24 protein-coding genes and 1 pseudogene are annotated in these 22,913 nt (G+C 64.2%); 16 read left to right on the forward strand and 9 right to left on the reverse strand.

Going from position 1 to position 22,913, the window contains the following annotated elements:
- The 8 genes from sucB to HMPREF3227_RS04005 form a co-directional block, all read left to right on the forward strand.
- The coding region (gene sucB, locus HMPREF3227_RS03970) for a 2-oxoglutarate dehydrogenase, E2 component, dihydrolipoamide succinyltransferase (RefSeq protein ID WP_070594103.1) at nt 1-1,081 on the forward strand (1,081 nt) is incomplete at its 5' end.
- A gap of 214 nt (nt 1,082-1,295) precedes the next feature.
- Nucleotides 1,296-2,438 (forward strand): MFS transporter, encoded by a 1,143-nt coding sequence (locus tag HMPREF3227_RS03975; RefSeq protein ID WP_066488593.1) that lies wholly within the window; start codon nt 1,296-1,298, stop codon nt 2,436-2,438.
- A 67-nt stretch (nt 2,439-2,505) separates the two neighbouring features.
- A complete protein-coding gene (gcvP, locus tag HMPREF3227_RS03980) occupies nt 2,506-5,370 on the forward strand; it encodes an aminomethyl-transferring glycine dehydrogenase (protein ID WP_066510473.1) in 2,865 nt (954 codons plus the stop codon).
- 11 nt (nt 5,371-5,381) lie between these two features.
- Nucleotides 5,382-6,494: a glycine cleavage system aminomethyltransferase GcvT gene (gene gcvT, locus HMPREF3227_RS03985; RefSeq protein WP_066488585.1), complete on the forward strand. Its 1,113-nt coding sequence runs from the start codon at nt 5,382-5,384 to the stop codon at nt 6,492-6,494.
- Nucleotides 6,495-6,552: 58 nt separating this feature from the next.
- Entirely contained in the window at nt 6,553-6,945 is a 393-nt protein-coding gene (gcvH, locus tag HMPREF3227_RS03990) for a glycine cleavage system protein GcvH (RefSeq protein ID WP_066488580.1), read from the forward strand.
- A gap of 83 nt (nt 6,946-7,028) precedes the next feature.
- Complete coding sequence (gene lipB / locus HMPREF3227_RS03995) at nt 7,029-7,829, forward strand: lipoyl(octanoyl) transferase LipB (protein ID WP_066510474.1); 801 nt, start codon at nt 7,029-7,031, stop codon at nt 7,827-7,829.
- A gap of 96 nt (nt 7,830-7,925) precedes the next feature.
- Nucleotides 7,926-9,017 carry a lipoyl synthase gene (lipA, locus tag HMPREF3227_RS04000; protein WP_181734559.1) on the forward strand — a complete coding sequence of 364 codons (1,092 nt, stop codon included), beginning with the start codon at nt 7,926-7,928 and terminating at the stop codon, nt 9,015-9,017.
- A 90-nt stretch (nt 9,018-9,107) separates the two neighbouring features.
- Nucleotides 9,108-9,893: a DUF4191 domain-containing protein gene (locus HMPREF3227_RS04005; protein ID WP_066488573.1), complete on the forward strand. Its 786-nt coding sequence runs from the start codon at nt 9,108-9,110 to the stop codon at nt 9,891-9,893.
- A gap of 247 nt (nt 9,894-10,140) precedes the next feature.
- Here the strand turns inward: HMPREF3227_RS04005 and HMPREF3227_RS04010 are convergent, their stop codons facing one another.
- Both HMPREF3227_RS04010 and HMPREF3227_RS04015 read right to left on the reverse strand, forming a co-directional pair.
- Nucleotides 10,141-10,680, reverse strand: coding sequence for an NUDIX hydrolase (locus tag HMPREF3227_RS04010; protein ID WP_066488568.1), 540 nt, complete (start codon nt 10,678-10,680; stop codon nt 10,141-10,143).
- A 9-nt stretch (nt 10,681-10,689) separates the two neighbouring features.
- The gene (locus HMPREF3227_RS04015; RefSeq protein ID WP_066488606.1) at nt 10,690-11,160 is read right to left on the reverse strand and encodes an RDD family protein; all 471 of its coding nucleotides are present in this window, start codon (nt 11,158-11,160) and stop codon (nt 10,690-10,692) included.
- A gap of 168 nt (nt 11,161-11,328) precedes the next feature.
- Here HMPREF3227_RS04015 and glnA point away from each other — a divergent pair, with 168 nt between their 5' ends.
- Nucleotides 11,329-12,762, forward strand: coding sequence for a type I glutamate--ammonia ligase (gene glnA, locus HMPREF3227_RS04020; protein WP_066510476.1), 1,434 nt, complete (start codon nt 11,329-11,331; stop codon nt 12,760-12,762).
- Between the two features lie 215 nt (nt 12,763-12,977).
- On the opposite strand, the gene HMPREF3227_RS13225 is transcribed toward glnA, so the two are convergent.
- On the reverse strand, nt 12,978-13,682 hold the full coding sequence (locus tag HMPREF3227_RS13225; RefSeq protein ID WP_156452964.1) for a hypothetical protein: 705 nt from the start codon (nt 13,680-13,682) through the stop codon (nt 12,978-12,980).
- 602 nt (nt 13,683-14,284) lie between these two features.
- On the opposite strand from HMPREF3227_RS13225, the gene HMPREF3227_RS04030 reads away from it, so the two are divergent.
- From HMPREF3227_RS04030 to HMPREF3227_RS04040, 3 genes are all read left to right on the forward strand, one after another.
- Nucleotides 14,285-14,512, forward strand: coding sequence for a DUF2188 domain-containing protein (locus HMPREF3227_RS04030; RefSeq protein WP_066510481.1), 228 nt, complete (start codon nt 14,285-14,287; stop codon nt 14,510-14,512).
- A gap of 64 nt (nt 14,513-14,576) precedes the next feature.
- Nucleotides 14,577-14,840 carry a hypothetical protein gene (locus HMPREF3227_RS04035; RefSeq protein WP_066510483.1) on the forward strand — a complete coding sequence of 88 codons (264 nt, stop codon included), beginning with the start codon at nt 14,577-14,579 and terminating at the stop codon, nt 14,838-14,840.
- Nucleotides 14,841-15,161: 321 nt separating this feature from the next.
- On the forward strand, nt 15,162-15,449 hold the full coding sequence (locus HMPREF3227_RS04040) for a DUF1206 domain-containing protein (RefSeq protein WP_066510484.1): 288 nt from the start codon (nt 15,162-15,164) through the stop codon (nt 15,447-15,449).
- Here HMPREF3227_RS04040 and HMPREF3227_RS04045 read toward each other — a convergent pair.
- Nucleotides 15,446-16,366: a 2-dehydropantoate 2-reductase gene (locus HMPREF3227_RS04045; RefSeq protein WP_066510485.1), complete on the reverse strand. Its 921-nt coding sequence runs from the start codon at nt 16,364-16,366 to the stop codon at nt 15,446-15,448. The two genes, HMPREF3227_RS04040 and HMPREF3227_RS04045, sit on opposite strands and share 4 nt — an antisense overlap.
- On the opposite strand from HMPREF3227_RS04045, the gene HMPREF3227_RS04050 reads away from it, so the two are divergent.
- The 3 genes and pseudogenes from HMPREF3227_RS04050 to HMPREF3227_RS13235 all read left to right on the forward strand — a co-directional run bounded on the left by HMPREF3227_RS04050 (nt 16,365) and on the right by HMPREF3227_RS13235 (nt 18,378).
- Nucleotides 16,365-16,730, forward strand: coding sequence for a hypothetical protein (locus tag HMPREF3227_RS04050; protein ID WP_141628464.1), 366 nt, complete (start codon nt 16,365-16,367; stop codon nt 16,728-16,730). The genes HMPREF3227_RS04045 and HMPREF3227_RS04050 overlap by 2 nt on opposite strands.
- Before the next feature lie 146 nt (nt 16,731-16,876).
- Nucleotides 16,877-17,337 (forward strand): annotated as a pseudogene (locus HMPREF3227_RS13230) (type I glutamate--ammonia ligase); the annotation flags it as partial.
- Nucleotides 17,338-17,580: 243 nt separating this feature from the next.
- Nucleotides 17,581-18,378: a hypothetical protein gene (locus HMPREF3227_RS13235; protein ID WP_070736062.1), complete on the forward strand. Its 798-nt coding sequence runs from the start codon at nt 17,581-17,583 to the stop codon at nt 18,376-18,378.
- A gap of 186 nt (nt 18,379-18,564) precedes the next feature.
- Here the strand turns inward: HMPREF3227_RS13235 and HMPREF3227_RS04065 are convergent, their stop codons facing one another.
- From HMPREF3227_RS04065 to thrC, 3 genes are read right to left on the reverse strand one after another with little or no spacing between them, the layout of a single operon-like run.
- On the reverse strand, nt 18,565-19,098 hold the full coding sequence (locus HMPREF3227_RS04065) for an NUDIX hydrolase (RefSeq protein WP_066510493.1): 534 nt from the start codon (nt 19,096-19,098) through the stop codon (nt 18,565-18,567).
- Nucleotides 19,085-19,234, reverse strand: coding sequence for a hypothetical protein (locus HMPREF3227_RS13495; RefSeq protein WP_168162227.1), 150 nt, complete (start codon nt 19,232-19,234; stop codon nt 19,085-19,087). The genes HMPREF3227_RS04065 and HMPREF3227_RS13495 overlap by 14 nt, the downstream gene beginning before the upstream one ends.
- 3 nt (nt 19,235-19,237) lie before the next feature.
- The gene (thrC, locus tag HMPREF3227_RS04070; protein ID WP_066488534.1) at nt 19,238-20,683 is read right to left on the reverse strand and encodes a threonine synthase; all 1,446 of its coding nucleotides are present in this window, start codon (nt 20,681-20,683) and stop codon (nt 19,238-19,240) included.
- Between the two features lie 39 nt (nt 20,684-20,722).
- Here thrC and HMPREF3227_RS04075 point away from each other — a divergent pair, with 39 nt between their 5' ends.
- A complete protein-coding gene (locus HMPREF3227_RS04075) occupies nt 20,723-22,054 on the forward strand; it encodes an MFS transporter (RefSeq protein WP_066488531.1) in 1,332 nt (443 codons plus the stop codon).
- Here the strand turns inward: HMPREF3227_RS04075 and HMPREF3227_RS04080 are convergent.
- Nucleotides 22,051-22,482: a hypothetical protein gene (locus HMPREF3227_RS04080; RefSeq protein WP_066488529.1), complete on the reverse strand. Its 432-nt coding sequence runs from the start codon at nt 22,480-22,482 to the stop codon at nt 22,051-22,053. The genes HMPREF3227_RS04075 and HMPREF3227_RS04080 overlap by 4 nt on opposite strands.
- Nucleotides 22,483-22,803: a hypothetical protein gene (locus tag HMPREF3227_RS04085; protein ID WP_066488523.1), complete on the reverse strand. Its 321-nt coding sequence runs from the start codon at nt 22,801-22,803 to the stop codon at nt 22,483-22,485.
- Nucleotides 22,804-22,913: the final 110 nt, after the last annotated feature.

Genomic DNA, 22,913 nt, shown 5'->3' on the forward strand with positions numbered 1-22,913 from the left:
CGAAAAGTCCGAAGCCAAGGAAGAACCCAAGGCTCAAGAAAAGACCGAGGAGAAGAAGCCGGAGCCGAAGGAAGAGAAAAAGGAAGCTCCGAAGTCCGAGCCGGCTGCCGCTTCCACCTCCACCAAGGTCAACAACGGCGACAACCTCCCGTACGTCACCCCGCTCGTCCGCAAGCTCGCTGACAAGCATGGCGTGGACCTCAACACCGTCACCGGCACCGGCGTCGGCGGTCGCATCCGCAAGCAGGATGTCCTGGCCGCGGCTGGCGAGGGCGACGCACCGGCAGCACAGGCACAGTCTGGTTCCGCTGACCCACGCGCACGCTGGTCCACCAAGTCCGTGGATCCGGCCAAGCAGGAGCTCATCGGCACCACGCAGAAGGTCAACCGCATCCGCGAGATCACCGCTGCGAAGATGGTCGAGGCGCTGCAGATTTCCGCACAGCTCACCCACGTCCAGGAGGTCGACATGACCGCCGTGTGGGACTTGCGCAAGAAGTCCAAGCAGGCCTTCATCGACAAGTACTCCGCGAACCTGTCCTTCCTGCCGTTCATCGTCAAGGCTACGGTCGAGGCTCTGGTCTCCCACCCGAACGTCAACGCGTCCTACGACTCGAAGACGAAGGAAATGACCTACCACGCGGACGTCAACGTCGCTATCGCCGTCGACACCCCGCGCGGTCTGCTCACCCCGGTTATCCACAAGGCACAGGACCTCACCCTGCCGGAGATCGCGCAGCAGATTGCGGAGCTCGCTGACAAGGCACGCAACAACAAGCTCAAGCCGAACGACCTCACCGGTGCTACCTTCACCGTGACGAACATCGGCTCTGAGGGCGCGCTGCTCGACACCCCGATCCTCGTGCCGCCGCAGGCTGGCATCCTGGGCACCGCCGCTATCACCAAGCGCGCGGTCGTCGTCAACGAGAACGGCCAGGACGCCATCGCCATCCGCCAGATGTGCTACCTGCCGTTCACGTACGACCACCAGGTCGTCGACGGTGCCGATGCTGGTCGCTTCGTGACCACCATCAAGGACCGTCTGGAAACCGCAGACTTCGAGGCTGACCTCAACCTCTAAGGACCGCTTCCCTCCCGCACCCCGCTGCGCACTTGCGTCGCGGGGTGCGGGCGTTTTGCGGATAGAGCTCACCGCGCCACATCCATTCAGCACATATAAGGCATGCCGGCCCGCTGCCGCATGGCCGCTATATGTGCTGGAGGGATTTTTCGCGCACAATCTCCGGGCCACAACGCCCCGCATTGAGTGATTCAGGACACTAGACTGTGTCGGTATGAAGAATGAGGTGTGGGTCCGCGTCGTCCTGGGCATGTTCGTCGTCGCGTTTGGCGCAAACCTTTTTGCGCCAATGGTGCTCACCTACCGCCAGCACACGGCGCTCACGGAAACCCACACGACGTTCCTCTATGGCGTCTACGCCGTGGGGCTCATCGGCGCGCTCTTTATCGGTGGACCGGTCTCGGACGTGCGGGGGCGCCGCGCGGTGCTGCGCCCTGCGCTCCTCGCGACGGCGCTTGGCTCGCTCATTCTCCTCACCGGCCTCCATGGCTCGTTCCTAGCGCTGCTCGCGGGCAGGCTCATCATCGGCGTGGCGGTGGGGCTCGTCATGTCCGCGGGCGCCTCGTGGGTCAAGGAGCTTTCCGCCACCGTCGCCATTGGAGCTAAGCGTTCCTCGTTGGCGCTCACACTCGGATTCGCGCTCGCGCCAGCATTGGCGGGACTGCTCGCACAATTCACGACGTGGCCCACGCTGGCGCCCTATGTCCCCCACCTCGTACTCGCACTACTCATACTGCCGCTCGCGTGGACCGCACCGGAAGGCCCGCGCCCACAGGCAGGCAAGGCACACCCGCCGCTCAGCCTGCTCACCCGGGAGTTCGTGCCTGTCGCCGTCTTCGCGCCGTGGGTATTCGGCGTGGTCACCACGTCCTTCGCGTACTTGCCGGGACTGGTCATGGGGCACCTCGCCCACCCCATCGCGGCAGCCGGGCTGCTCGCCATGCTCACCATGGGCACGGGCGCGGTGGTGCAGCGCTGGGCGTTGGGCTTGGGGGCATCGGCAGGCTTGGGGCTCGCGGCAGTGGGGATGGTGGTCGGCGCGGTCATCGCGGCGAACCGGGACCATGCATGGGTCGTCTGGTTGCTGCCGGTGGCGAGCTTGGTGCTCGGCGCAGCCTACGGAATCCTCATGGTCGTAGGGCTCGCGAAGACCCAAGAGGTCGCCCCGGCGGCGGAGCTGGGCGCGGCGACGGGGGTGTATTACGCACTCACCTATCTGGGCTTCTTTGCCCCCTTTCTGCTCTCGCTTCTGGCGCCGCGCGTGGGCCATGCCACCAGTTTTGTGGTGGGCACGGCGGTGGCGCTCGCAACACTCGCGCTCGTGTGGGTGAGCAGTAGGGGTAAAGCCGCGAAATAGTGGCGTACTTCGCAATATACTGAGTGCGTCTTTACAGGCCTCCACACCCCAAAGGAGTCATATATTCATGGAATTCATCTCCCGTCACCTCGGGCCAGATGCCAAGGAGCAGGCCACCATGCTTGCTCAGGTGGGATACGACAGCGTTGAAGCGCTTGTTGACGCTGCCCTTCCCGCCGCGATCCGCGCCGCTGGCGGCCCCCAGCTGCCGGAGCCCCTGTCTGAAGACGAGGCGCAGGCGAAGCTGCGCGAATACGCCTCGCACAATACGGTTCTGAAGTCCTTCTACGGCCAGGGCTTTTCTGACACGCTCACTCCGGCGGTCATTCGCCGCGGGCTGCTCGAAGATGCTGGCTGGTACACCGCGTACACGCCGTATCAGCCGGAGATTTCCCAGGGCCGCCTCGAGGCGCTGCTCAACTTCCAGACGCTCATCGAGGAAATCACGGGACTGTCCATCGCGAATGCGTCGCTGCTCGACGAAGCCACCGCGGTCGCCGAGGCCGTGGGCCTTATGTCGCGCGCTGTGAAGAAGGGCCGCCGCGTGGTCCTCGACGCCCGTATGCACCCGCAGGTGCTCGCCGTGGCCGCCGAGCGTGCCCGCGCCATCGAGCTCGAGGTCGAGATCGTGGACCTGCGTGAGGGCTTGGTCGGAGAGGACATCGTGGGCGTCGTCCTCGCCTACACCGGCACCGAGGGCGACATCCTCGACCCGCGCGCCATCATCGAGGAGGCACACACCCGCGGCGCCCTGGCGACCGTCGACGCGGATCCGCTCTCCTTGCTTTTGCTGGAGGGCCCCGGTTCCTTCGGCGCGGACATCGCGGTGGGCTCCACCCAGCGCTTCGGCGTGCCGATGTTCTTCGGCGGCCCGCACGCCGCCTACATGGCTGTCACCGACAAGCTCAAGCGTCAGCTGCCGGGCCGCCTCGTGGGCGTGTCCGTCGACGCGGACGGCCAGCCGGCGTACCGCCTCGCGCTGCAGACCCGAGAGCAGCACATCCGCCGCGAGCGCGCGACCTCCAACATCTGTACGGCGCAGGCGCTGCTCGCCAACGTGGCGTCCATGTACGCCGTCTACCATGGCCCGGTGGGCCTGCGTGCCATCGCGACGCGCATCCACGACCTCGCGGACTCCTTTGCAACCTCGCTGGTCAAGGCTGGCAAGGAAATCGTCTCCGCGCAGTTCTTCGACACCGTCACCGTCACGGGCGTCGATGCCGCCGCCATCAAGTCCGCCTTGCAGGAGCAGGGTTACCTCGTGCGCGCCATCGGCGCGGACAAGGTGTCCGTCTCCTTCGGTGAGTCCGCCACCGCGGCCGACGTGGAGACGCTCGCCGCCGCGTTCGGCGTTGACGAGGTAGCCCCGGCGCAGGGTTCGCGCCTGCCCGAGGCGCTCAAGCGCGTTACCCCGGCGCTCACCCACCCGATCTTCAGCTCCATCCACTCCGAGACCCAGATGCTGCGCTACCTGCGCGAGCTCGCGGACAAGGACCTGGCGCTCGACCGCACGATGATCCCGCTGGGCTCGTGCACGATGAAGCTCAACCCCACCGCCGCCATGGAGCCGATTTCCTGGCCGGAGTTCGCGGGCATCCACCCGTACGCCCCCGCGGAGACGACGAAGGGCTGGCATCAGCTCATCCACGAGCTCGAGGATTGGCTGGCTGAGATCACCGGCTACGCCAAGGTCTCGCTGCAGCCCAACGCGGGTTCCCAAGGCGAGCTCGCCGGCCTGCTCGCCATCCGCCGCTACCACGTCGCCAACGGCGATCACGGCCGCGACGTTATCCTCATCCCGTCCTCGGCGCACGGTACGAACGCAGCCTCGGCAACGCTGGCCAACCTGCGCGTCGTCGTGGTCAAGACCGCGGACGACGGCGCCATCGACCTCGCCGATCTCGACGCAAAGATCGAGCAGCACGGCGAGCACATCGCTGGCATCATGATCACCTACCCGTCCACCCACGGCGTCTTCGACCCGGAGGTCCGCGACGTGTGCGACAAGGTGCACGCGGCCGGCGGACAGGTCTACATCGACGGCGCGAACCTCAACGCGCTCGCCGGCTGGGCCAAGCCGGGCGAGTTCGGCGGCGACGTCAGCCACCTGAACCTGCACAAGACGTTCACCATCCCCCACGGTGGCGGCGGCCCGGGCGTCGGTCCGGTCGCGGTCGCGGAACACCTCGTGCCGTTCCTGCCGACCAACGCCAACGACCCGGCCATCGACCCGACCGTGCCCACCGAGGTCGGCCACGGCGTGCCGCTGATCTCCACCGAGTTCGGTTCCGCCGGCGTCCTGCCAATTTCCTGGTCGTACCTCGCCATGATCGGCGCGAAGGGTCTCGAGCAGGCCTCCGCGCACGCCATCCTGGGCGCGAACTACCTGGCCTCGCGCCTCCACGACGCGTTCCCCATCCTCTACACGGGCAACGCGGGCCTCGTTGCCCACGAGTGCATTCTCGACCTGCGTGACTTGACCTCTGCCTCCGGCGTCACCGCCGCAGACGTCGCCAAGCGCCTCGTCGACTTCGGCTTCCACGCCCCGACGCTGGCCTTCCCGGTTGCGGGCACGCTCATGGTGGAGCCCACCGAGTCCGAGAACCAGGGCGAGCTCGACCGCTTCATCGAGGCGATGCTCACCATCCGCGCGGAGATCCAGGAGATCATCGACGGCACGATCGCCTATGAGGACTCCGTCATCCACAACGCGCCGTTTACCGCTGCGACGGTCGCCGCCGACGAGTGGGAGTTTAAGTTCAGCCGCGCCCAGGCCGCCTACCCGGTGTCCAGCCTGCGCCGCACGAAGTACTTCCCGCCGGTGCGCCGCATCGACGAGGCCTACGGCGACCGCAACCTCGTGTGCGCCTGCCCGCCGCCCGAGGCCTTCGACGTGTCGGCTGGCGCCGACACGAACACCGACGAGAAGTAAGAGAGGAAACCATGTCTGAACTGCTGCACTCCCCGCTCCACGCCGAGCACGAGAAGCTCGGCGCGTCCTTTACCGCGTTTGGCCCGTGGAACATGCCGCTCAAGTACGGCAGCGAGCTCGAGGAGCACCGCGCCGTCCGCGAAGCCGCCGGCCTCTTTGACCTCTCCCACATGGGCGAAATCTGGGTCAACGGCGACCGCGCCGCGGAGTTCCTCTCCTACGCGTTTATCTCGGACTTCACCACGCTCCCTGTGGGCAAGGCGAAGTACTCGATGATCGTCGCCGAAGACGGCGGCATCCTCGACGACCTCATCACCTACCGCCTGGGCGAGACGAAGTTCCTCGTCGTTCCCAACGCGTCGAACGTCGACGTCGTCTGGGAGGCTCTCAACGAGCGCGCAGACGGCTTTGACGTGGACCTCAAGTCGGAGTCCCGCGACGTCGCCATGATCGCCATCCAGGGCCCCAAGGCCGCGGAGATCCTCATCCCGCTCGTCGAGGACAACAAGCAGGAGGCCGTCTACGAGTTGCCGTATTACGCGGCGATGACCGGTAAGGTCGCCCGCATTTACGCCTTTATCTGCCGCACCGGCTACACCGGCGAGGACGGCTTCGAGCTCATCGTCTACAATTCGGACGCCCCGGCGCTGTGGAACGAGCTGCTCAAGGCCGGCGAGGAATACGGCATCAAGCCCTGCGGCCTCGCCGCCCGCGATTCGCTGCGCTTGGAGGCCGGCATGCCGCTCTACGGCAACGAGCTCTCCCGCGACATCACGCCGGTCGAGGCGGGCATGGCCCGCGCCTTCGCCAAGAAGGAAGGCGACTTCGTTGCCGCCGATGCCCTGCGCGCCCGCGCCGCCGAAGGCCCACAGCAGGTCATCACGGCGCTCGACTCCGAGCAGCGCCGCGCCGCCCGCCACGGCGCCGAGGTCTTCGTTGGTGAGACCAAGGTCGGCACCGTCACCTCCGGCCAGCCGTCGCCCACGCTCGGCCACCCCGTCGCCCTGGCACTCATCGACACCGCCGCGAGCCTGAACCCCGGCGACGCCGTCGAGGTCGATATCCGCGGCAAGCGCTACCCCTTCGCCGTCACGCAGACGCCGTTCTACAAGCGTGCGGACTAACACCCGCGCGACGCACACGGCCGTTAGACTTAAACTGAACCTCTAGAAAGGAACCCACATGTCGAATCTGCCCGAGAATTTCTCCTACTCCGAAGACCACGAGTGGATCGCTGCCCCCGCCGCTGAGGTCGTGGGCAAGACCCTGCGCGTTGGCATCACCTCCGTCGCCGCTGACCGCCTCGGCGAGGTTGTCTTCGCCGAGCTGCCCGCCGTCGGCGACACCGTCACCGCCGGCGAGACCTGCGGCGAGGTCGAGTCCACCAAGTCCGTCTCTGACCTCTACTCCCCCGTCACCGGCACCGTGACCGCCGTCAACGAGGGCATCCACGACGCCTACGAGCTGGTCAACAACGACCCGTTCGGCGAAGGCTGGCTCTTCGAGGTCGAGGTCTCCGAGGCCGGCGAGCTCATGGACGCCGCCGCCTACGCCGCAGCCAACGGCGTGGAGTAAGCCCACCCTCCCAAGGGGGCATCGGAAAGCTTTCCGATGCCCCCTTTTGCGCGCCCAGGGCGGGCGCGACTAGAACTTGTTCTATGACTGCACCGCGCGACCCGTTCTTCCCTGCCGACCGCTCCATCCGCGCCTCCGGCGCGCCTCTGGAGATCCGCCACTTGGGTCGGATGGATTACCAGGAGGCCTGGGACTACCAAGCAGCACTCGCGAAGCAGCGCGCGGCCGAGGAGGTGAGCGACGTCATCCTCGTCGTCGAGCACCCCAATATCTATACGGCGGGCAAGCGCACGCTCGAGTCGGACATGCCGGACAACGGCCTGCCCGTCATCACCGTCGACCGAGGCGGGCGCATCACGTGGCACGGCGAGGGCCAGCTCGTGGTCTACCCCATTATTAAGCTCGCCGAGCCCGTCGACGTCGTGGACTATGTCCGCCGCCTCGAAGAAGCCATCATTCAGGCCGTGCGCGAGCTGGGGGTGACCACCGCCGGCCGCGTAGACGGGCGCTCCGGCGTCTGGGTCCCCCACACGACCGTGGCCGCGGACCCGGCGGCACCGAAGCGCGACCGCAAGCTCGGCGCGCTGGGCATCCGCATTACGCGCGGCGTGACCATGCACGGACTCGCCTTGAACTGCAATAACACGCTCGAGTACTACGGTCACATCGTGGCGTGCGGCATCGACGACGCTGACGTCACGACACTCTCCCTGGAGCTGGGCCGCGACGTCACGCTGGAGGAGGCCGAGGTGCCGCTGTTGCGCGCGCTCGACGACGCGCTCGCGGGCCGGCTCATCGTCGCAGACCACACCTTTGCCTCCGCGCCGGACCCCGGCAAGCAGGCCGCCGAGACACGCCGCAAGGCTCGCGCAGCGCACGAATAAAAGAGGAATAGCCCCCTTGACCGCGTCGTTGCGATGGGGGAACCCGCGGCCCCGCGGGCTTTAGAGAACATCGACTTTCAGCGTAGGGTGTAGACCGTGAGTGTTAAGCATGAAGGACGCAGGCTGCTGCGCATCGAGGCCAAGAATTCCGAGACCCCGATTGAGCAGAAGCCGCGCTGGATCCGTAACCAAGTCCGAACCGGTCCTGGCTATGAGGACATCAAAAACAAGGTGAAGGGCGCCTCCCTGCACACCGTGTGCCAGGAAGCCGGCTGCCCCAATATCCACGAGTGCTGGGAATCCCGCGAGGCCACGTTCCTCATCGGCGGCGACTCCTGTACGCGCCGTTGCGATTTCTGCGACATCAAGTCCGGCAAGCCCGAGCCGCTCGACCGCGAGGAGCCGCTGCGCGTGGCCGAAGAAGTTCGCAACATGCAGCTGAACTACTCCACCATCACCGGCGTCACCCGCGACGACCTGCCCGACGAGGGCGCCTGGCTCTACGCCGAGGTCGTGCGCAAAATCCACGAGCTCAACCCGAACACCGGCGTGGAGAATCTCACCCCGGACTTCTCCGGCAAGCCGGACCTGCTCGAAGAAGTCTTCTCCGCACAGCCGGAGGTCTTCGCCCACAACGTAGAGACCGTCCCGCGCATCTTCAAGCGCATCCGCCCGGCCTTCCGTTACGAGCGTTCCCTCGACGTCATCCGTCAGGCCCGCGACTTCGGCCTCATCACGAAGTCCAACCTCATCCTCGGCATGGGCGAGACGCCCGAGGAAATTCAGGAAGCCCTGCGCGACCTGCACTCCGCCGGCTGCGACATCATCACGATTACGCAGTACCTGCGCCCTGGCCCGCGCTACCACCCCATCGAGCGCTGGGTGCGCCCGGAGGAGTTCGTCGAGCACGCCGAGTATGCCAAGGAGCTCGGCTTCGGCGGCGTTATGTCCGGCCCGCTCGTGCGTTCTTCCTACCGCGCTGGCCGTCTCTACGTCCAGGCGATGGAGGCCCGCGGCCGCGAGCTGCCGCCCCACCTCGCGCATCTCGCCGAGACCTCCGAGGGCGCTACCGCCCAGGAAGCCTCCACTCTGCTCGAGAAGTACGGCCCGTCCGTCGAGACGCCCGTGACGACCCGCATGGTGAAAACCCCGGCCAAGCCCGAGACGGTCTCCGCGACCATCCGCTAATCGCTTGTCCCTAGCGCCGCCTTCCGCCAATTGTGGCGAAGGGCGGCGTTATTTCGCGTTTTTGACATACAACCATTTAAAGTAGGAGCCATGGCTAAAGGTGATGACAAGGCGGCACTGCGCGCCGCCAAAAAGGAAGAGCGCGCCAACAAGCGTGCCCAGCGCAAGCAGACCCGCCAGCAAATGTGGCAGGTCTTCCAGATGCAGCGCAAGCAGGACAAGGCGCTCGTGCCCATCATGCTCGCGTCCATCCTGGGCGTCGCGCTGGTCTTCTTCCTCATCGGCATGCTCTGGGGTGGCGAGTGGTTCATGCTCATCCTGGGCTTGGGCGTCGGCTTCGTGCTCGCCATGTGGCTATTTACCCGCCGCGTCGAGCGCGACATGTACCGCAAGGTCGAGGACCAGCCCGGCGTCGCGGGCTGGGCACTCGAGCAGCAGCTGAAGAACTCCGTGGGTCTCGTGTGGTCCGTCAAGCCGGGCATCGCTGCTACACGCCAGCAGGACCTTATCCACCGCGTCATCGGTAACCCGGGTGTCATCCTCGTCGCTGAGGGAAACAAGAACCGCCTCAAGCCGTCCATGGCGCAGCTGAAGAAGCGCATTGACAAGATGGCCGCCGGCGTTCCTATCTACGAGGTCTACGTGGGGTCCGGCGAGGACGAGGTCCCCGTGTCCAAGCTGCGCAACCACATCATCCGCCTGCCGCGTAACTTCAATAAGAACGAGACGCAGACCAATATCCGCCGCATCGAGGCCATGGACGCCATGCCAGGCGCCCAACCGGGCCTGCCCAAGGGGCCTATGCCCCACCAGGCGCAGAACATGGCCGGCATGAACCGCCGCATGCGCCGCGCCGCTGAGCGCAAGCACAAGTAGCCTTTTGGCCCGACGTGAGAATCCGCAATTTTTACTGCGGATTTTCTCGTTTTCCTACGCCTAGAATTAATGACTTTTCGCGTTACACCGGGGCGGCGAGAGCGCACACCGTGACACGTGAGCGTTCTTGAGGAGGAACAGAGAGGTGGGGACCGGACTGTTGCTTTCCAACAAGCAATGACACGTTCACCCCTTGTCGCTGCGATGGAAATCGCGGCGACAAGGGGTTGAACGTTTTTCGTGTTTATTACGGCCTAGGACGGCCGTCAAAGATATCGCTGCGCACGCCGTTCTCGCCAACAAAGTCGAAGGCCAGGGCCAGCGCGCTGTCGCGGTAGTTGATGAACTCCCCGCGCGCCTTCAGTGCTTGGATGTCGGCGAAGCTCGCCCATGCGACCTCGGCGACCTCCGCGTTAGGCACGGCCAGTGTGCGCTCGTCGATATCCGCGCGCACCACATAAAAGTCATCGAAGCCGTACGCAAAGTTAAACGTGAACGCCGGACGGGTGAACTCCAGCTCCAGGCCGAGTTCCTCGCGCACCTCCCGCGCGATGCCTTGTGCGCTCGTCTCCCCCGCGATAACGGAACCGCCCACCGTGACATCCCACATGCCCGGCCACGTGGACTTCGTGTCGACGCGCCGCTGGATGAGCATGCGGCCGCGCACGTCAAAGAGACATAGGTGGACGACCTGGTGTAGCTGGCCATCGGGCAAGCCCAGCTGGCGTTCCACCCGCACGCCCGTGTGCTGCCGGTCGTTGTCCACGATGTCCCACAGTTCTGTCATCGCTTACCCCTAGGCGTAGATAACCACGGTGCCGGTCGCGCGGTCGTGCATGCCGCGGCCGTCCATGTCCACGAGGGCCGCGGGGAAGATGAAGGCGGTAAGCAGCGTGCGCACGGCGGCGCGCCAGAAGCCGACGCGCTCGCCGGGGGCATCAAGACGAGCAACGCCCATGCCGCGCAACGCCATGCCGGGCGTGCGGGCGAAAAGCCACCCGCCGAGAATGCCTAGCACGATCCACAACACGTACGTGAGCAACGCCACGCCGCCAAAGAGAGGGACGAAGTAGCCCACGATCGCCGCCGCGGCGTAGCACAGCAGCCAATCGATAAGGACCGCACCCGCGCGGCGGGACACGGGCGCCAGGGCACCCGCACCGCGCTCCGGGAGACCGAGCTTCTCCCCCGGCCACCGGCCAGGGGTCTCATAATCATTCTCGCCGGGGATGCTGGGGCCATCGAGCCACGTCTTCTTCTCAGCCATGATGTCTAAGATACGCAGGCCCACGGTGGGCGCCAAAGCGGCGCGCCAGTCCCCCAAACCGGGTGAGTGTTGAAAGCGTCCCATCCGGTAGGATTAGGCCCGTCACTACCCGCAATTGCATAATATTGAAGCCAGCCCTGTTAAGCGACCGAAATTAGAGGAGACACCATGGCTTTCGAGTCGATCCATGACGTTGTGAAGTTTATCGAGGACGAAGACGTCAAGTTCGTCGACATTCGATTCACCGACGTTCCGGGCACCGAACACCACTTCAGCATCCCCGCGTCCGAATTCACCGAGGAAGCCGCCGCAGAAGGCCTTGCCTTCGATGGTTCTTCCATCCGCGGATTCACCTCCATCGACGAGTCTGACATGACGCTCATGCCCGACCCGGCCACCGCCGTGCTCGATACGTTCCGCTCTGCGAAGACCCTCAACATCAAGTTCTTCGTCCACGATCCGTTCACCCACGAGCCGTTCTCCCGCGACCCGCGCAATGTCGCGCGCAAGGCTGAGGAGTACCTCACCTCCACCGGCATCGCAGACACCTGCTTCTTCGGTGCCGAGGCCGAGTTCTACCTCTTCGACTCCGTCCGCTACACGGCCGACGTCAACCACGCCTTCTACGAGGTCGACACGGACGAGGGTTGGTGGAACCGCGGTGCGGACACCAACTTCGACGGCACGCCGAACATCGGCTACAAGACGCGCATGAAGGGCGGCTATTTCCCGACGGCGCCCTACGACAAGCACGTCGAGGTCCGCGACGCCATGGTGGAGAACCTGCAGGAGGCCGGCTTCGCGCTCGAGCGCTTCCACCACGAGGTGGGCGGCGGCCAGAACGAGATCAACTATCGCTTCAACTCCCTGCTCCACGCGGCGGACGATATCCAGACCTTCAAGTACATCATCAAGAACACCGCGGCTGAGTTCGGCAAGACCGCCACCTTCATGCCCAAGCCGCTCGCTGGCGACAACGGCTCCGGCATGCACGCCCACATGTCCCTGTGGAAGGACGGCTCCCCGCTGTTCTATGACGAGGCTGGTTACGGCGGACTGTCCGACCTGGCCCGCTACTACATCGGCGGCATCCTCCACCACGCCGGTGCCGTCCTCGCCTTCACCAACCCGACGCTCAACTCCTACCACCGTCTGGTGCCGGGCTTCGAGGCCCCCATCAACCTCGTCTACTCCCAGCGCAACCGCTCCGCCGCGGTCCGCATCCCGATCACCGGCTCCAACCCGAAGGCCAAGCGCATCGAGTTCCGCGCTCCGGACCCGTCCGGCAACCCGTACTTCGGCTTCGCTGCCATGATGATGGCTGGCCTGGACGGCATCAAGAACCGCATCGAGCCGCACGCTCCGGTCGACAAGGACCTCTACGAGCTGCCGCCGGCAGAGGCCGCATCCATCCCGCAGGCCCCGACCTCCCTCGAGGCCTCCCTTGAGGCTCTGCGCAACGACTCGGACTTCCTCACCGAAGGCGACGTCTTCACCGAAGACCTCATCGACACCTACGTCCAGTACAAGTACGACAACGAAATCACCCCGAACCGCATGCGCCCCACCCCGCAAGAGTTCGAGATGTACTTCGACTGCTAAACGCCGCGGGACTTTTACGGTTCTAGCCTGCTGAGATTTGCGAATCTCTAACAAATAGCCCGGCCCCGTGGACTTTCACCGCAAGAGTGTCCATGGGGCCGGATTTTTGTCTATCCACGGACCATTTTCCGTAGTATTCGCCGCCAGCATGACCTGAACATCACGCCAACTCACGGCTGTTAGACCACGGACCCCAAACAGAGTCTCGTGGCCTCCTATGCAGCCTCTTCGGCGGGCGGCGCGTTGCCCCACGCCAGCCCAATGACATGATCATCAAAGCGCCTCTTGCGAGGACGCCCTCCGCGCGGAGGCGTCGGAGCAAGTTCGGCGTCGCGTCCGCGTTTGAGGTAGCCAATGACTCGAAGCGCGTTCGACGCGGCGACAAGAACGGTGAGAAGCATGGCGAAGCCATCAAAGCCGCGCATGCCGCGCTTCGCTCGATCTCCAAGCCCAAGCGAGACATCGTGCTTGGCACTAGCGTTTCGGGCTTCGATGGCAGCACGGCCGCGCTTATAGGTGTCATGCCATTCCTGCGTATAGACGGCCGGCCCCTGGTGAAGGTGCTTGTTGATGTTGTCCACGCCGCCTTTGTCAAGATAGAGCGGAACGGTGACAGACTTACCAGAACAGACTTTGCCCCGCTGAGGGCCCGCCGGAACCTGTTTTACGGACAACGGCAAAGGTGCCCGACCACCAAGGGTTCGTCTTGCCGCCGCCTTCTTTGCCTTTGGGTCGTTCTTGCGAGCTGGACAGGACACCTTGCCCTCTAGAGCCGGGCATGCAAAGCGGATGGAACCGTCGTCGTTAATCTGCTTGGTTCGCATACGCAGAGTTTCACGTTGGGAAACGAGACGCTCGAATTGTTCCGCATTGATGTCGCCCGCGTCCAAAGCTGCACGCGGATCCAGAAGCCGTGGCATTGCCTTGATAGCCGGGCAATATGCTTGCCCATCGACAAATCCACACCTTCAACGAAGCATGCGCAGAGGAAACCTGCGGCCACTCTTCAAGAAAGCTCGCCAGTGCCGCCCCGCGATCAATTCAATGTGAAGCACGAAAGTCCAAACAAAAACGAAAGCTTTAGCCACATGAACACCACTTGTGATTTATATCATCGTCATGTTCAATGGCCAGCGAAAACTATCGACTTATCCACAGGGTCGAAAAAAAATTTGTGCAATTCGTCCTGGAAATTCGCTAAAGATTTCGACCAAAATCGCACTACTCTAAGCTACCTCCCCCGCACCTGTCCGTGCACGACCCCTTATCCACAGGCAATCTACAAGCACATTCACTGGTTTATCCACAGATCACGGATGTGAATTTCAGCCATGTAACTATATCGACTGCGTGTGCTAAGTTCAGTACTAGCGAGCAAAGCCCCTACAACCGCAAGGGCGGCGCGGGGGCTTCACACGGAGATAATTTGCCGATTGTCTCTTCGTGTGACAGTACCAGCGCTCCTTTCCGCTCGCGTCACTCGGCACGCCGTTTTCAGGTGTGCAGAAAGGTTGGATACCGCATGGGAGCCAATAATTACAACGTATCTCCTGACGGAGACAAGTGGAAGTTCCAGCGTGAGGGCTCAAGCAAGCCCATCAAGAAGTTTGACACCCAGAAGGACGCCATCGACTTTGGGCGTCCCATTGCCCGAAACCAGAAGGCCGAGTTCACCATCCGTGGACGTGGGGGCCAAATCCGCGCCCGCGATAGCTACGGCAGTGGGGACAATTTTCCTCCCCGTGGCTAAAAATTCAGCCAGGCACCCATAAATAATTCAGTTCTCGAAGCCGTGAAACGGAAGGAAGACTTCCATGGCAAACTTCAAGTTCGAGCTGTCCAAGAATTTTGGTCGGCCCACAACTTCCGCAGCGAACGCTGCAAACCGCAACATCAAACGGATCGCTGAATCCGACAAGTCCCTTGACGCAAAAGCACAGGAAATCGCGAACGAGTTTAACCGCGCCTACAAAGGGACGGGACTCGACAATTTCGGAACCGCCATAAAACCAAAGATCAAGGAATTGCTTAGGGACGGAATCATCCCCACGGTAAGCGCTGTACAGCCCCCAAGGTAATTCCCAACTAACCGGCCCGACCGCCGCACCGCCATATCAATTGAGGCAGCGTCGCCCCATTAATGAGAGAGTAGTCGGGAAAGTATGGTGTAGTTTCACGGGAATAGGACTCTACGCCCCTTCGAAAAGTGGTGGTCAAAGAGAAACGCAAACGTCCCGCCGCACCTCTCACCCCCGCCGGGCCCCGTTCGCACAGGGCTCCGCGTGGGTTTCGCGTACGCACTAGTGCCTGCGCCCCTAGGGTGAACCTACGAGCTCTCCACGCAACACCGCCCGCAACGCTGCCGAATCCGCGCGCAGCAATCTCAGGCGCTCAACCGGATGACGAGCGTCGGCTTCGTCGTCCTCGGCGCCGTCTTCGTCCTCATCGGCTGGCTCGCCTTCCGCATCTCCCGGGGCGGCTACAGCGAGGAGGCCTCCAACTCGGGCGCGCTCGTCATCTGGGTCGCGGCCTCCCACGCCCCAGAGAAGGCCGGCGGCCTCGATGCCGCCCTCCACACCATCGGTGCCCAGCCCTTCGACCAGGTCCTGCTTATCATTACCGCCATCGGGCTCGTGTGCTTTGGCGTCTACACCATCGGCCGTGCCCGCTACGGCGACGCAGGCTAGAAGCGCGCCTCCAGCACAGCCTGCGTGTAGTCAAGCAACGGCGTGCCCACCTCGACGCTTGCCGCCATGCGCCGCACGGCGCCAATCTGCGCGTCGAGCTCATTGGGCAGTCCTGCCTCAATATCGCGATGCATGGAACTCGTCGCCTCCGCGTACTGCTCGTCTGCAAACGCGAGGGTCCGGTCCACGATGTCCGCCGGCAGCGCGACCCCACAGCCACGACCGGCCGCCGCGACCTCGTCCATGAGCCCGCGCAGCTGCGGACGCAATTCGGTGCGCAGCACACCCATGGGCCGGCCCGCCAGCGCGCCGAGCGCACCCGTCGTCGCGACAAACATCGCCTTCGACCACACGTCGACCATGATCTCCCCGTCCGGGAAATACTCCGAGTCAATCCCCGCCGCATGCAGCGCTGCATGGAAACGCCCCACGGCGTCGAGCTCCGGCGCGCGCACCCCCGGCAGCGGCCCGAAATTCAGCGACAGCGGCCCAGGGTTCAGACGAATCTCCGCCGGCCCCGTGCGCGTGAGGTACGCGCGAATCACCGCGGCAAAGACCCGCTCATCACCAAAGAGCCGCGCGGCCTCATAATGCGTCTCCACCGAATTATGCGTCGTCACCACCGGCACTCCGGCCAGCTCGTCGACCTGCGGAAGGTCGCCAAACGTCGCGTTCCCCGGCAGCGCCTTGGACGCCACGATAATCACCTCCGGCGTCCCCATCGCCTGCACGAGCTCGGCCGCGCTCTCCGCCGCCCAGGACGGCGCCACGACCTTCCCGCCGAGGTCCAGCCCGCGCTCGCGCAACGCCTCCAGTGTCGCCCCGCGCGCGATGAATCCCACCTCGTGTCCGGCCTGCTGCAATTTCCCGCCGTAGTAGCCTCCCACGGCCCCGGCGCCTAAAATCATGATCTTCATGGCTTCTACCTTAACGTTTGCCCCGCTTGCCGATGCCGCCCTTCCCCACCCCGCAGCAGCCCGCCACGTCCTGGCAAGCCTCTCGCGCGATGGCATCTTTCTCCGGCGCGGCACTCTCCTGCTCGAAACCTCGTACCCCTACGGCGTGAGTTTTTACGCCACTGCTTGGCAGTGGTCGCGCGCTGACCTTCCGCTCCTCTTCGAGCTTGCCGCCGCGGCCCGGCTCCTGCTCATCTGCGACGAGACCATCGTCGTCTGCGGCGACAGCTTCGCCCCGGCTACCGTCGCGGACTATGTCGCCGACGGCGCGGTGCACCACGCCGCCGCACCGGCGGAGCTAGAGAATATTATTCTCCCCCAGTAACTAACGTCACACGTCCTACCTGGCATGTGTAAAGCTCCCCGCCGCCCGCACATAATAGAAAGATAAGACGCACGCCTTTTAGCGTATAGAAAACCAACGCGGGCCCATGCCTCGCCGAGCTTTCATTCGCAAGGAGTATCAGCCCCATGGCACTCCAGACCATCCAGGACGTCGTGAGGTTTATCAAGGGTTAGGACGTACGTTTCGTCGACGTGCGTTTCACCGACGTCCCCGGCACCGAGAATCACTTCACCATTCCGGCCTCCGCCGTGCTCGACCCGTTCCGCATCGAGAAGGCGCTCACTATCAAGTTCTTCGTCCACGATCCTCTCACCTCGATCCTTTCTCCTGCTACCCGCGCGACGTCGCCGGCAAGGCCGAGGAATACCTGGCATCGACGGGCATCGCGGACACGTGCGGCTTCGACGCCAAGACCGAGTTCTACCTCTTTGATTCCGTCCGCTTCTCCACGGATACCAACACCGGCTTCTACGAGGTCGACTCCAATGAGGGCTGGTGGAACCGTGGCCGCGCCACCAACCTCGACGGCACCCCGAACACCGGCTACAAGACACGCATCAAAGGCAGATCCTTCCCAACCTCCCCATCGCCGTGACCCCGCGGACGACGCCGCTGGCGGTCTAACCTTCTCGCCCTGCGCAGTCATGTTGTTTCCTTTATGATGAGCAGCATGACTGTCTCGGGGAGAGGGCGGCATTGGAAGCTCGGGGACTTCCGCCGTACCGAATCTGGACTCATCCTCCCACGTGATCAAACGCATATTCCGAACAGCCGTGGGGTGATTTCCCGCGCCGTTCGGCGCGGAACCCTCACGCGTATCAATCGCAGCGTGTATTTCCCTACCGCAGAGGTTCCCACCTCAGACTGGGAGAAATATCCACTCTTCGCGCACTCCTTCGCAGCGCGCGGACGCCTCCTCGCTGGGCACGCCGCTGCGGCAGTGGTCGGACTCTGGCGGCTCGAAGCTTTTCCCACCCGGGTCGAGACCTACTGTGCCCCAACAACGACAAAAGACCCCTATGAGCTGCCGCTCTACAGCGCGGTACCTGCTTCTCATTACTGCGACTACAACGGCTCACTCATCACCATCCCGGCACGCACGGTTGTTGACCTTTACCGCCTCTATGGGCATACCGCGGCGCTCATCGCGCTGTGTAGCCTTATGTCACGCGTACCTACTGCCTATAGCGACATTGCCCAGTGCGCCAAAGAATGCCGAGACTTAGGGATCAAAAAGCTCGGCGGCATCGAAGACATGATTGCTTTGGCCGCCCCTCCCCTTCGCCTCGACTCTGCCTTGGAAGCAATCTTCTACGCGCAATGTACTACGACCAATGACTTTCGCGTCACCCCTCAAGCCTCCTTCACCGTGCGCGGACGCACCTACCGAGTGGACTTCCGAGTCAATGACACGCCCATCGTTGTCGAGCTCGATGGCAAAGGAAAATACGGGACGTCCTCCGAGGACCAGGCGTTCAACCTCGACCGCGAAAAGCGTCGTTCCGATGCCCTCTATTCCGAGCACGGGCTTATCATTCTCCGCTTCGGCTACCGCGACGTCGTCTCTGGCGAAGCCTACCGGGCCGTGTCCGCACGGGTCCGTGAGTTCCGCGGGCAGAATTCCTAGCTTTGGGTTTATGGCGCTTCAGGGCCTCTGAATCAGCCCAAACCGCCACAAAACCAAAGCCAGCCACCACCCCCATGACTGCAGCTTTGGGTTTATGGCGCTTCAGGGCCTCTGAATCAGCCCAAACCGCCACAAAACCAAAGCCAACCCACCGCACGAGACGGAGCTGGCTTGAAACAGGACGAGCTACCGTGAGCGCTTCACGAAGCCCACCCGCGGCCGGAAACCCTGCGGATGCTTCATCTGCGCCACCGCGTCCGCGATGATCATGCGGTGCCGAGCGTGGACGCTCGGCGGCAGCTTTGCCACGGAAAACCAGGCAGCGTCGAGGTTCTCGTCGTCGGAGACCACGGGCTCCGCGCCGTCGGGCACGGACAGGCGCAGCGCTGTGTCGATGAACGTGCACTGGTCGCCATTGGGATAGGTCACGGGGTCCGTCTTTCCGGAGCCAAGGAGCGCCTCGACGCGGGCCTCTAGGCCGACCTCCTCGAGGACCTCGCGCACGGCGGTCTCCCCGATGTCCTCACCGGGCTCAGAGATGCCGGCCACAGGTGCCCAGGTGCCGGTATCGGCGCGACGCGTGAGCAGCACCGACGGCACCTCCCATACCGCAGCGCCCATGGGAACGTCGCGCAGGATGACGGCGGTCACGCCGGGCAGGTGGAGCGGCTCGTGGCCAATCCGGGAACGCAGGCGCAGGATGAAATCAGGAGTCGGCATCGTTGGTCTTCTCTGCGGAGTCGGATGATTCGGCCGCCTCCTCGTCCATTTCCTTGACCTGCTTCATGTCGCGGATGAACTTCTCCGGGTCGAACTCGGTGAAGTACTCGGGCCCGGCGAATTGTTCCTGTGCCATGTTTTAGACCTCCGTGGTGTCGATGGATGTGGTGATGAAGTCCTTGACGGCGGCGACGTCGTTGGGAAGATCCGTGACGTGGCGCTCGGCGTCGAGTATGCCCTCGAAGCGTGCGGGGGACGGCGGGACGGTGCCGATGGCTTCCTCGATGGTGTCCGCGAACTTGACCGGCAGTGCCGTTTCGAGGCAGACGATGGGGGTTGCGATGGCATCGGCAGCTTGGGCGTCGCGCGCAGCCTTGATGCCGTCCGCGGTGTGCGGATCGACAAGGTAGTTGTAGCGCTCGTGCACGTCCTTGATGGTCGCCAGGCGGTCGGCGTGGGTCGAGCGGCCCGAGGTGAAGCCGTACTCGTCACGCGCGGCAGCCAATTCCGCGGCGGAGACAGAGAAGCCACCCTCCTTGACCTTCGTGCCGAAGAGGTCCGCGGTGCGTGCGGCGTCGCGGCCGGTGAGGTCGAAGACGAAACGTTCGAAGTTCGAGGCGCGGGAGATGTCCATGGACGGCGAGGACGTCGCCATGGTCTCGGACGCGGGGCGCGGGCGGTAGTTGCCGGTGCGGAAGAACTCGTCGAGCACGTCGTTCTCATTGGTCGCGACGATGAGACGGTCGATAGGCAGGCCCATCTGGCGCGCGATGTGGCCCGCACAGATATCGCCGAAGTTGCCGGTCGGCACGGAGAACGAGACTTTCTCATCGTTGGAGGAGGTCACGCGCAGGTAGCAGTTGACATAGTAGACGACCTGGGCCATGAGACGCGCCCAGTTGATGGAGTTCACGGCGCCGATGGCGTACGTGGATTTAAACTCCGCGTCGGCGGAGACGGCCTTGACCACGTCCTGGCAGTCGTCGAAGACGCCGTCCAAAGCGATGTTGAAGATATTCGGGTCGTCGAGGCCGAACATCTGGGCCTGCTGGAACGGTGTCATGCGGCCGGCTGGGGTGAGCATGAACACACGGATGCCGCGGCGCCCGCGCATGGCGTACTCGGCAGACGAGCCGGTATCGCCCGAGGTCGCGCCCAGGATATTCAGCGACGCGTCGCGGCGGCCGAGTTCGTATTCGAAGAGCTCGCCCAAAAGCTGCATGGCCATGTCCTTGAACGCCGCGGTGGGGCCTTCGGACAGGTGGCCAACCCAGAGCCCATCCCCCAAAGAAGTGACGGGGACGATCTCCTCCGAGGCAAACTTCGGCGTGGTGTACGCACGCGCGGCAATCGCCTCAATGTCCGCGGCGGGAATGTCGTCGATGAAGAGCTTAAGCACCTCGGCGGCGAGCGCCGAATAGCCGCCGTCGGCGAGCACGGAGCGCCACTCATCCAGCATGGACGAGGTAATCGTCGGATACTCCGACGGCAGGTACAGGCCACCATCAGGGGCAAGTCCGCCTAGAAGGATGTCCGTAAATTTAGCTGGGGTGCGTTCTTCATTGCGCGTCGAAATATAATCCACCTCTAACACCATAGTGGGCGGGGCGTACACTTTACACCCATGTCGGAAGAAAAGTCGGTCCCGAACCCCCGCGAAGTCATCACCACGAAGGCGCTGTGGGTGTGGGTCGCCGCGATGGCGGTCTACACCATGGCGATTACCGGCCGTACCTCTTTCGGCGTCGCGAGCCTCGATGCCATCGAGCGTTTCGACTCCACCGCCGGCGCCATCGCCGTGTTTACCTCCATCCAGGTGGGCACGTATGCGCTGGCGCAGATTCCCACGGGCGTCGCCATCGATAAATTCGGCCCGCGCGCGATGCTCGTCGCCGGTGCGCTTGTCATGGGCATCGGACAGGTTGTCCTCGGCTTTACCAGCAATTATTGGGTCGCGGTCGCGGCGCGCGTCCTCATCGGCGCCGGCGATGCGACGGCGTTCCTGTCAGTCATGCGCATCCTGCCCTATTGGTTCCCGCTGCACCGCACGCCGATGTTCACGCAGGTCACAAGCGCCTTGGGCCAGCTGGGCCAGTTCATCTCCGCGATTCCTTTCCTCTGGTACCTCGGCGTGACTGGGTGGACCACGGCGTTTGTCACACTCGGCGCGGTGGGCATCCTCGTCGCGCTCGCAGCCTCGGTCGCCGTCGCGGACTCCCCGGAGAAGCTCGGCATTCTTCCCGCCGCCGCGCCTTCCGATGCCCCCGTTCCCAGCCTCCGTGCCCGCCTCGCCGCCGTCGTCACCTCGGCGACGGCGTGGAACTGCTTCTTCATCCACTTCTCGGGCATGCTCGCCGCTCCGGTCTTCGTCATGATGTGGGGCATGCCCATGATGACGCAAGCCATGGGGCTTTCCGATGCCGCCGCCGGCATCGTGCTCACCCTTAATACCGTCTTCATGGTGCTCTCGGGCCCGATCCACGGGCGTATCTCTGCTCGGCTGTCGGGCGTGCGCGACTGGGTGGCGCTCGCTTTCGCAGCAACCCACATCGTGTGCTGGGCGCTGTTCTTCGCGACAGGCTCGCCGCGCGGCTTCTGGGTCGTCGTGGTCATGATGTTCGTCATGGCACTGCTGCAGCCGGTGTCGAATTACGGGTTCGACAAGATCCGCGAGCGCCTGCCGCATGACGTTGTGGCGACGGCGACGGGCCTGGCGAATATGGGCGGCTTCGTCGCGGGCATGCTCGGCGCGCAGATCATGGGCATGGTCTTAAGCTCGCGCGGCATGGAGTGGGCGGACTTCCGCCACGGCGCGCTCGCGGTGCTGGGCGTGTGGCTCTTCGGCCTGGCGGGCATCGTGGTCACGCACTTCGTGGAGAAGCGCTTCCAGCCGCATGCGCCGCGCCGCGTGAAGATTATCGCCATCGAGGACGACGCTGCTGAAGACGCGGTTTAAGACTCAGAAGTTTCCGGGGCCTCGCCGGAGTCCAGGACAACGAGCGGCGACTCTCCGCCGGTGATAAGGCCTTGGTCGTAGGCCTTGAGCACGGCGCGAGCCTCGAAGGCGGTGAGCTCGCCGCGGCCCACGGCCTGTTCCATGCGCGAGATGAGCTCGTCGCGCGACTCCGCGGTGTCCGGCGCGGGAGACTGCGCCGGGTCGTGCAGCGGGCTGTGTGTGAACACACCCAGGCGATCAAGGACCGTGACGAGGTTGGAGCTTATCGTGTCCGTATTCGTGGAGCTGCCGCTGAGCTCCGCGACGGCCTCACCCACGGTCTGGGCGCCGGCGGGTGCGCGGTCGCGCAGGTAGAACCACAGTCCCAGGCCCACAACGGCGACCACGACGAAAACAGACAGCGCCGCGTTGATGAAACGTCGCGACATCTAGCGCGCCTCGTTTTCGCCGAAGCCCGGGGTGCGCGGCGGATTCTGGCGGCCGCTCAAAATATCGATGACGGAGCGAATGGCGGCCTCCCCCACCGGTCCGACGAGTTCGACCGGGTTCGAGTGCTGCGAGGCGTCCGGCGTCGCAGGGCGCGGGGCCTCCTGCGTGGCGGCGGGCTCGGCGACGGTAAGCACGAGCTCCGTGCCGTCGAGGCTCACGCGGCCCTCGCCGCCGATGCCCCCGGCGCGCGCCGCTGCGAGCAGCGCCTCCAGGTCTGCAACATTCGCCGAAGAAAGATCCAAGCGCAGAGTCAAAGCCATGGGGTGGTCCGTCCGCCTTCCGTGTTTCAAGTGACTTATCTAGCCTAGGCCGCGCGTGGGGGCGCTGCCTAGGGATAAGGGGGCATCGGCAGGCTATTGCCAGGAAACCG

Source organism: Corynebacterium sp. CMW7794, from assembly GCF_001563605.1.
Taxonomy (GTDB): Bacteria; Actinomycetota; Actinomycetes; order Mycobacteriales; family Mycobacteriaceae; genus Corynebacterium; species Corynebacterium phoceense.

What these genes read in the sequence shown, in the direction of transcription:
- HMPREF3227_RS04010 (WP_066488568.1), bottom strand. Translation starts at nt 10,680, where the DNA reads ATGACAGAACTGTGGGACATCGTGGACAACGACCGGCAGCACACGGGC.
- HMPREF3227_RS04085 (WP_066488523.1), bottom strand. Translation starts at nt 22,803, where the DNA reads ATGGCTTTGACTCTGCGCTTGGATCTTTCTTCGGCGAATGTTGCAGAC.
- HMPREF3227_RS04035 (WP_066510483.1), top strand. Translation starts at nt 14,577, where the DNA reads ATGGCAAACTTCAAGTTCGAGCTGTCCAAGAATTTTGGTCGGCCCACA.
- gcvT (WP_066488585.1), top strand. Translation starts at nt 5,382, where the DNA reads ATGTCTGAACTGCTGCACTCCCCGCTCCACGCCGAGCACGAGAAGCTC.
- HMPREF3227_RS03975 (WP_066488593.1), top strand. Translation starts at nt 1,296, where the DNA reads ATGAAGAATGAGGTGTGGGTCCGCGTCGTCCTGGGCATGTTCGTCGTC.
- HMPREF3227_RS04030 (WP_066510481.1), top strand. Translation starts at nt 14,285, where the DNA reads ATGGGAGCCAATAATTACAACGTATCTCCTGACGGAGACAAGTGGAAG.
- HMPREF3227_RS04050 (WP_141628464.1), top strand. Translation starts at nt 16,365, where the DNA reads ATGGCTTCTACCTTAACGTTTGCCCCGCTTGCCGATGCCGCCCTTCCC.
- HMPREF3227_RS04075 (WP_066488531.1), top strand. Translation starts at nt 20,723, where the DNA reads ATGTCGGAAGAAAAGTCGGTCCCGAACCCCCGCGAAGTCATCACCACG.
- lipB (WP_066510474.1), top strand. Translation starts at nt 7,029, where the DNA reads ATGACTGCACCGCGCGACCCGTTCTTCCCTGCCGACCGCTCCATCCGC.
- gcvH (WP_066488580.1), top strand. Translation starts at nt 6,553, where the DNA reads ATGTCGAATCTGCCCGAGAATTTCTCCTACTCCGAAGACCACGAGTGG.
- HMPREF3227_RS04045 (WP_066510485.1), bottom strand. Translation starts at nt 16,366, where the DNA reads ATGAAGATCATGATTTTAGGCGCCGGGGCCGTGGGAGGCTACTACGGC.
- glnA (WP_066510476.1), top strand. Translation starts at nt 11,329, where the DNA reads ATGGCTTTCGAGTCGATCCATGACGTTGTGAAGTTTATCGAGGACGAA.
- HMPREF3227_RS04005 (WP_066488573.1), top strand. Translation starts at nt 9,108, where the DNA reads ATGGCTAAAGGTGATGACAAGGCGGCACTGCGCGCCGCCAAAAAGGAA.
- HMPREF3227_RS13495 (WP_168162227.1), bottom strand. Translation starts at nt 19,234, where the DNA reads ATGGCACAGGAACAATTCGCCGGGCCCGAGTACTTCACCGAGTTCGAC.
- HMPREF3227_RS04065 (WP_066510493.1), bottom strand. Translation starts at nt 19,098, where the DNA reads ATGCCGACTCCTGATTTCATCCTGCGCCTGCGTTCCCGGATTGGCCAC.
- HMPREF3227_RS04080 (WP_066488529.1), bottom strand. Translation starts at nt 22,482, where the DNA reads ATGTCGCGACGTTTCATCAACGCGGCGCTGTCTGTTTTCGTCGTGGTC.
- HMPREF3227_RS13225 (WP_156452964.1), bottom strand. Translation starts at nt 13,682, where the DNA reads ATGCCACGGCTTCTGGATCCGCGTGCAGCTTTGGACGCGGGCGACATC.
- gcvP (WP_066510473.1), top strand. Translation starts at nt 2,506, where the DNA reads ATGGAATTCATCTCCCGTCACCTCGGGCCAGATGCCAAGGAGCAGGCC.
- HMPREF3227_RS04040 (WP_066510484.1), top strand. Translation starts at nt 15,162, where the DNA reads ATGACGAGCGTCGGCTTCGTCGTCCTCGGCGCCGTCTTCGTCCTCATC.
- HMPREF3227_RS04015 (WP_066488606.1), bottom strand. Translation starts at nt 11,160, where the DNA reads ATGGCTGAGAAGAAGACGTGGCTCGATGGCCCCAGCATCCCCGGCGAG.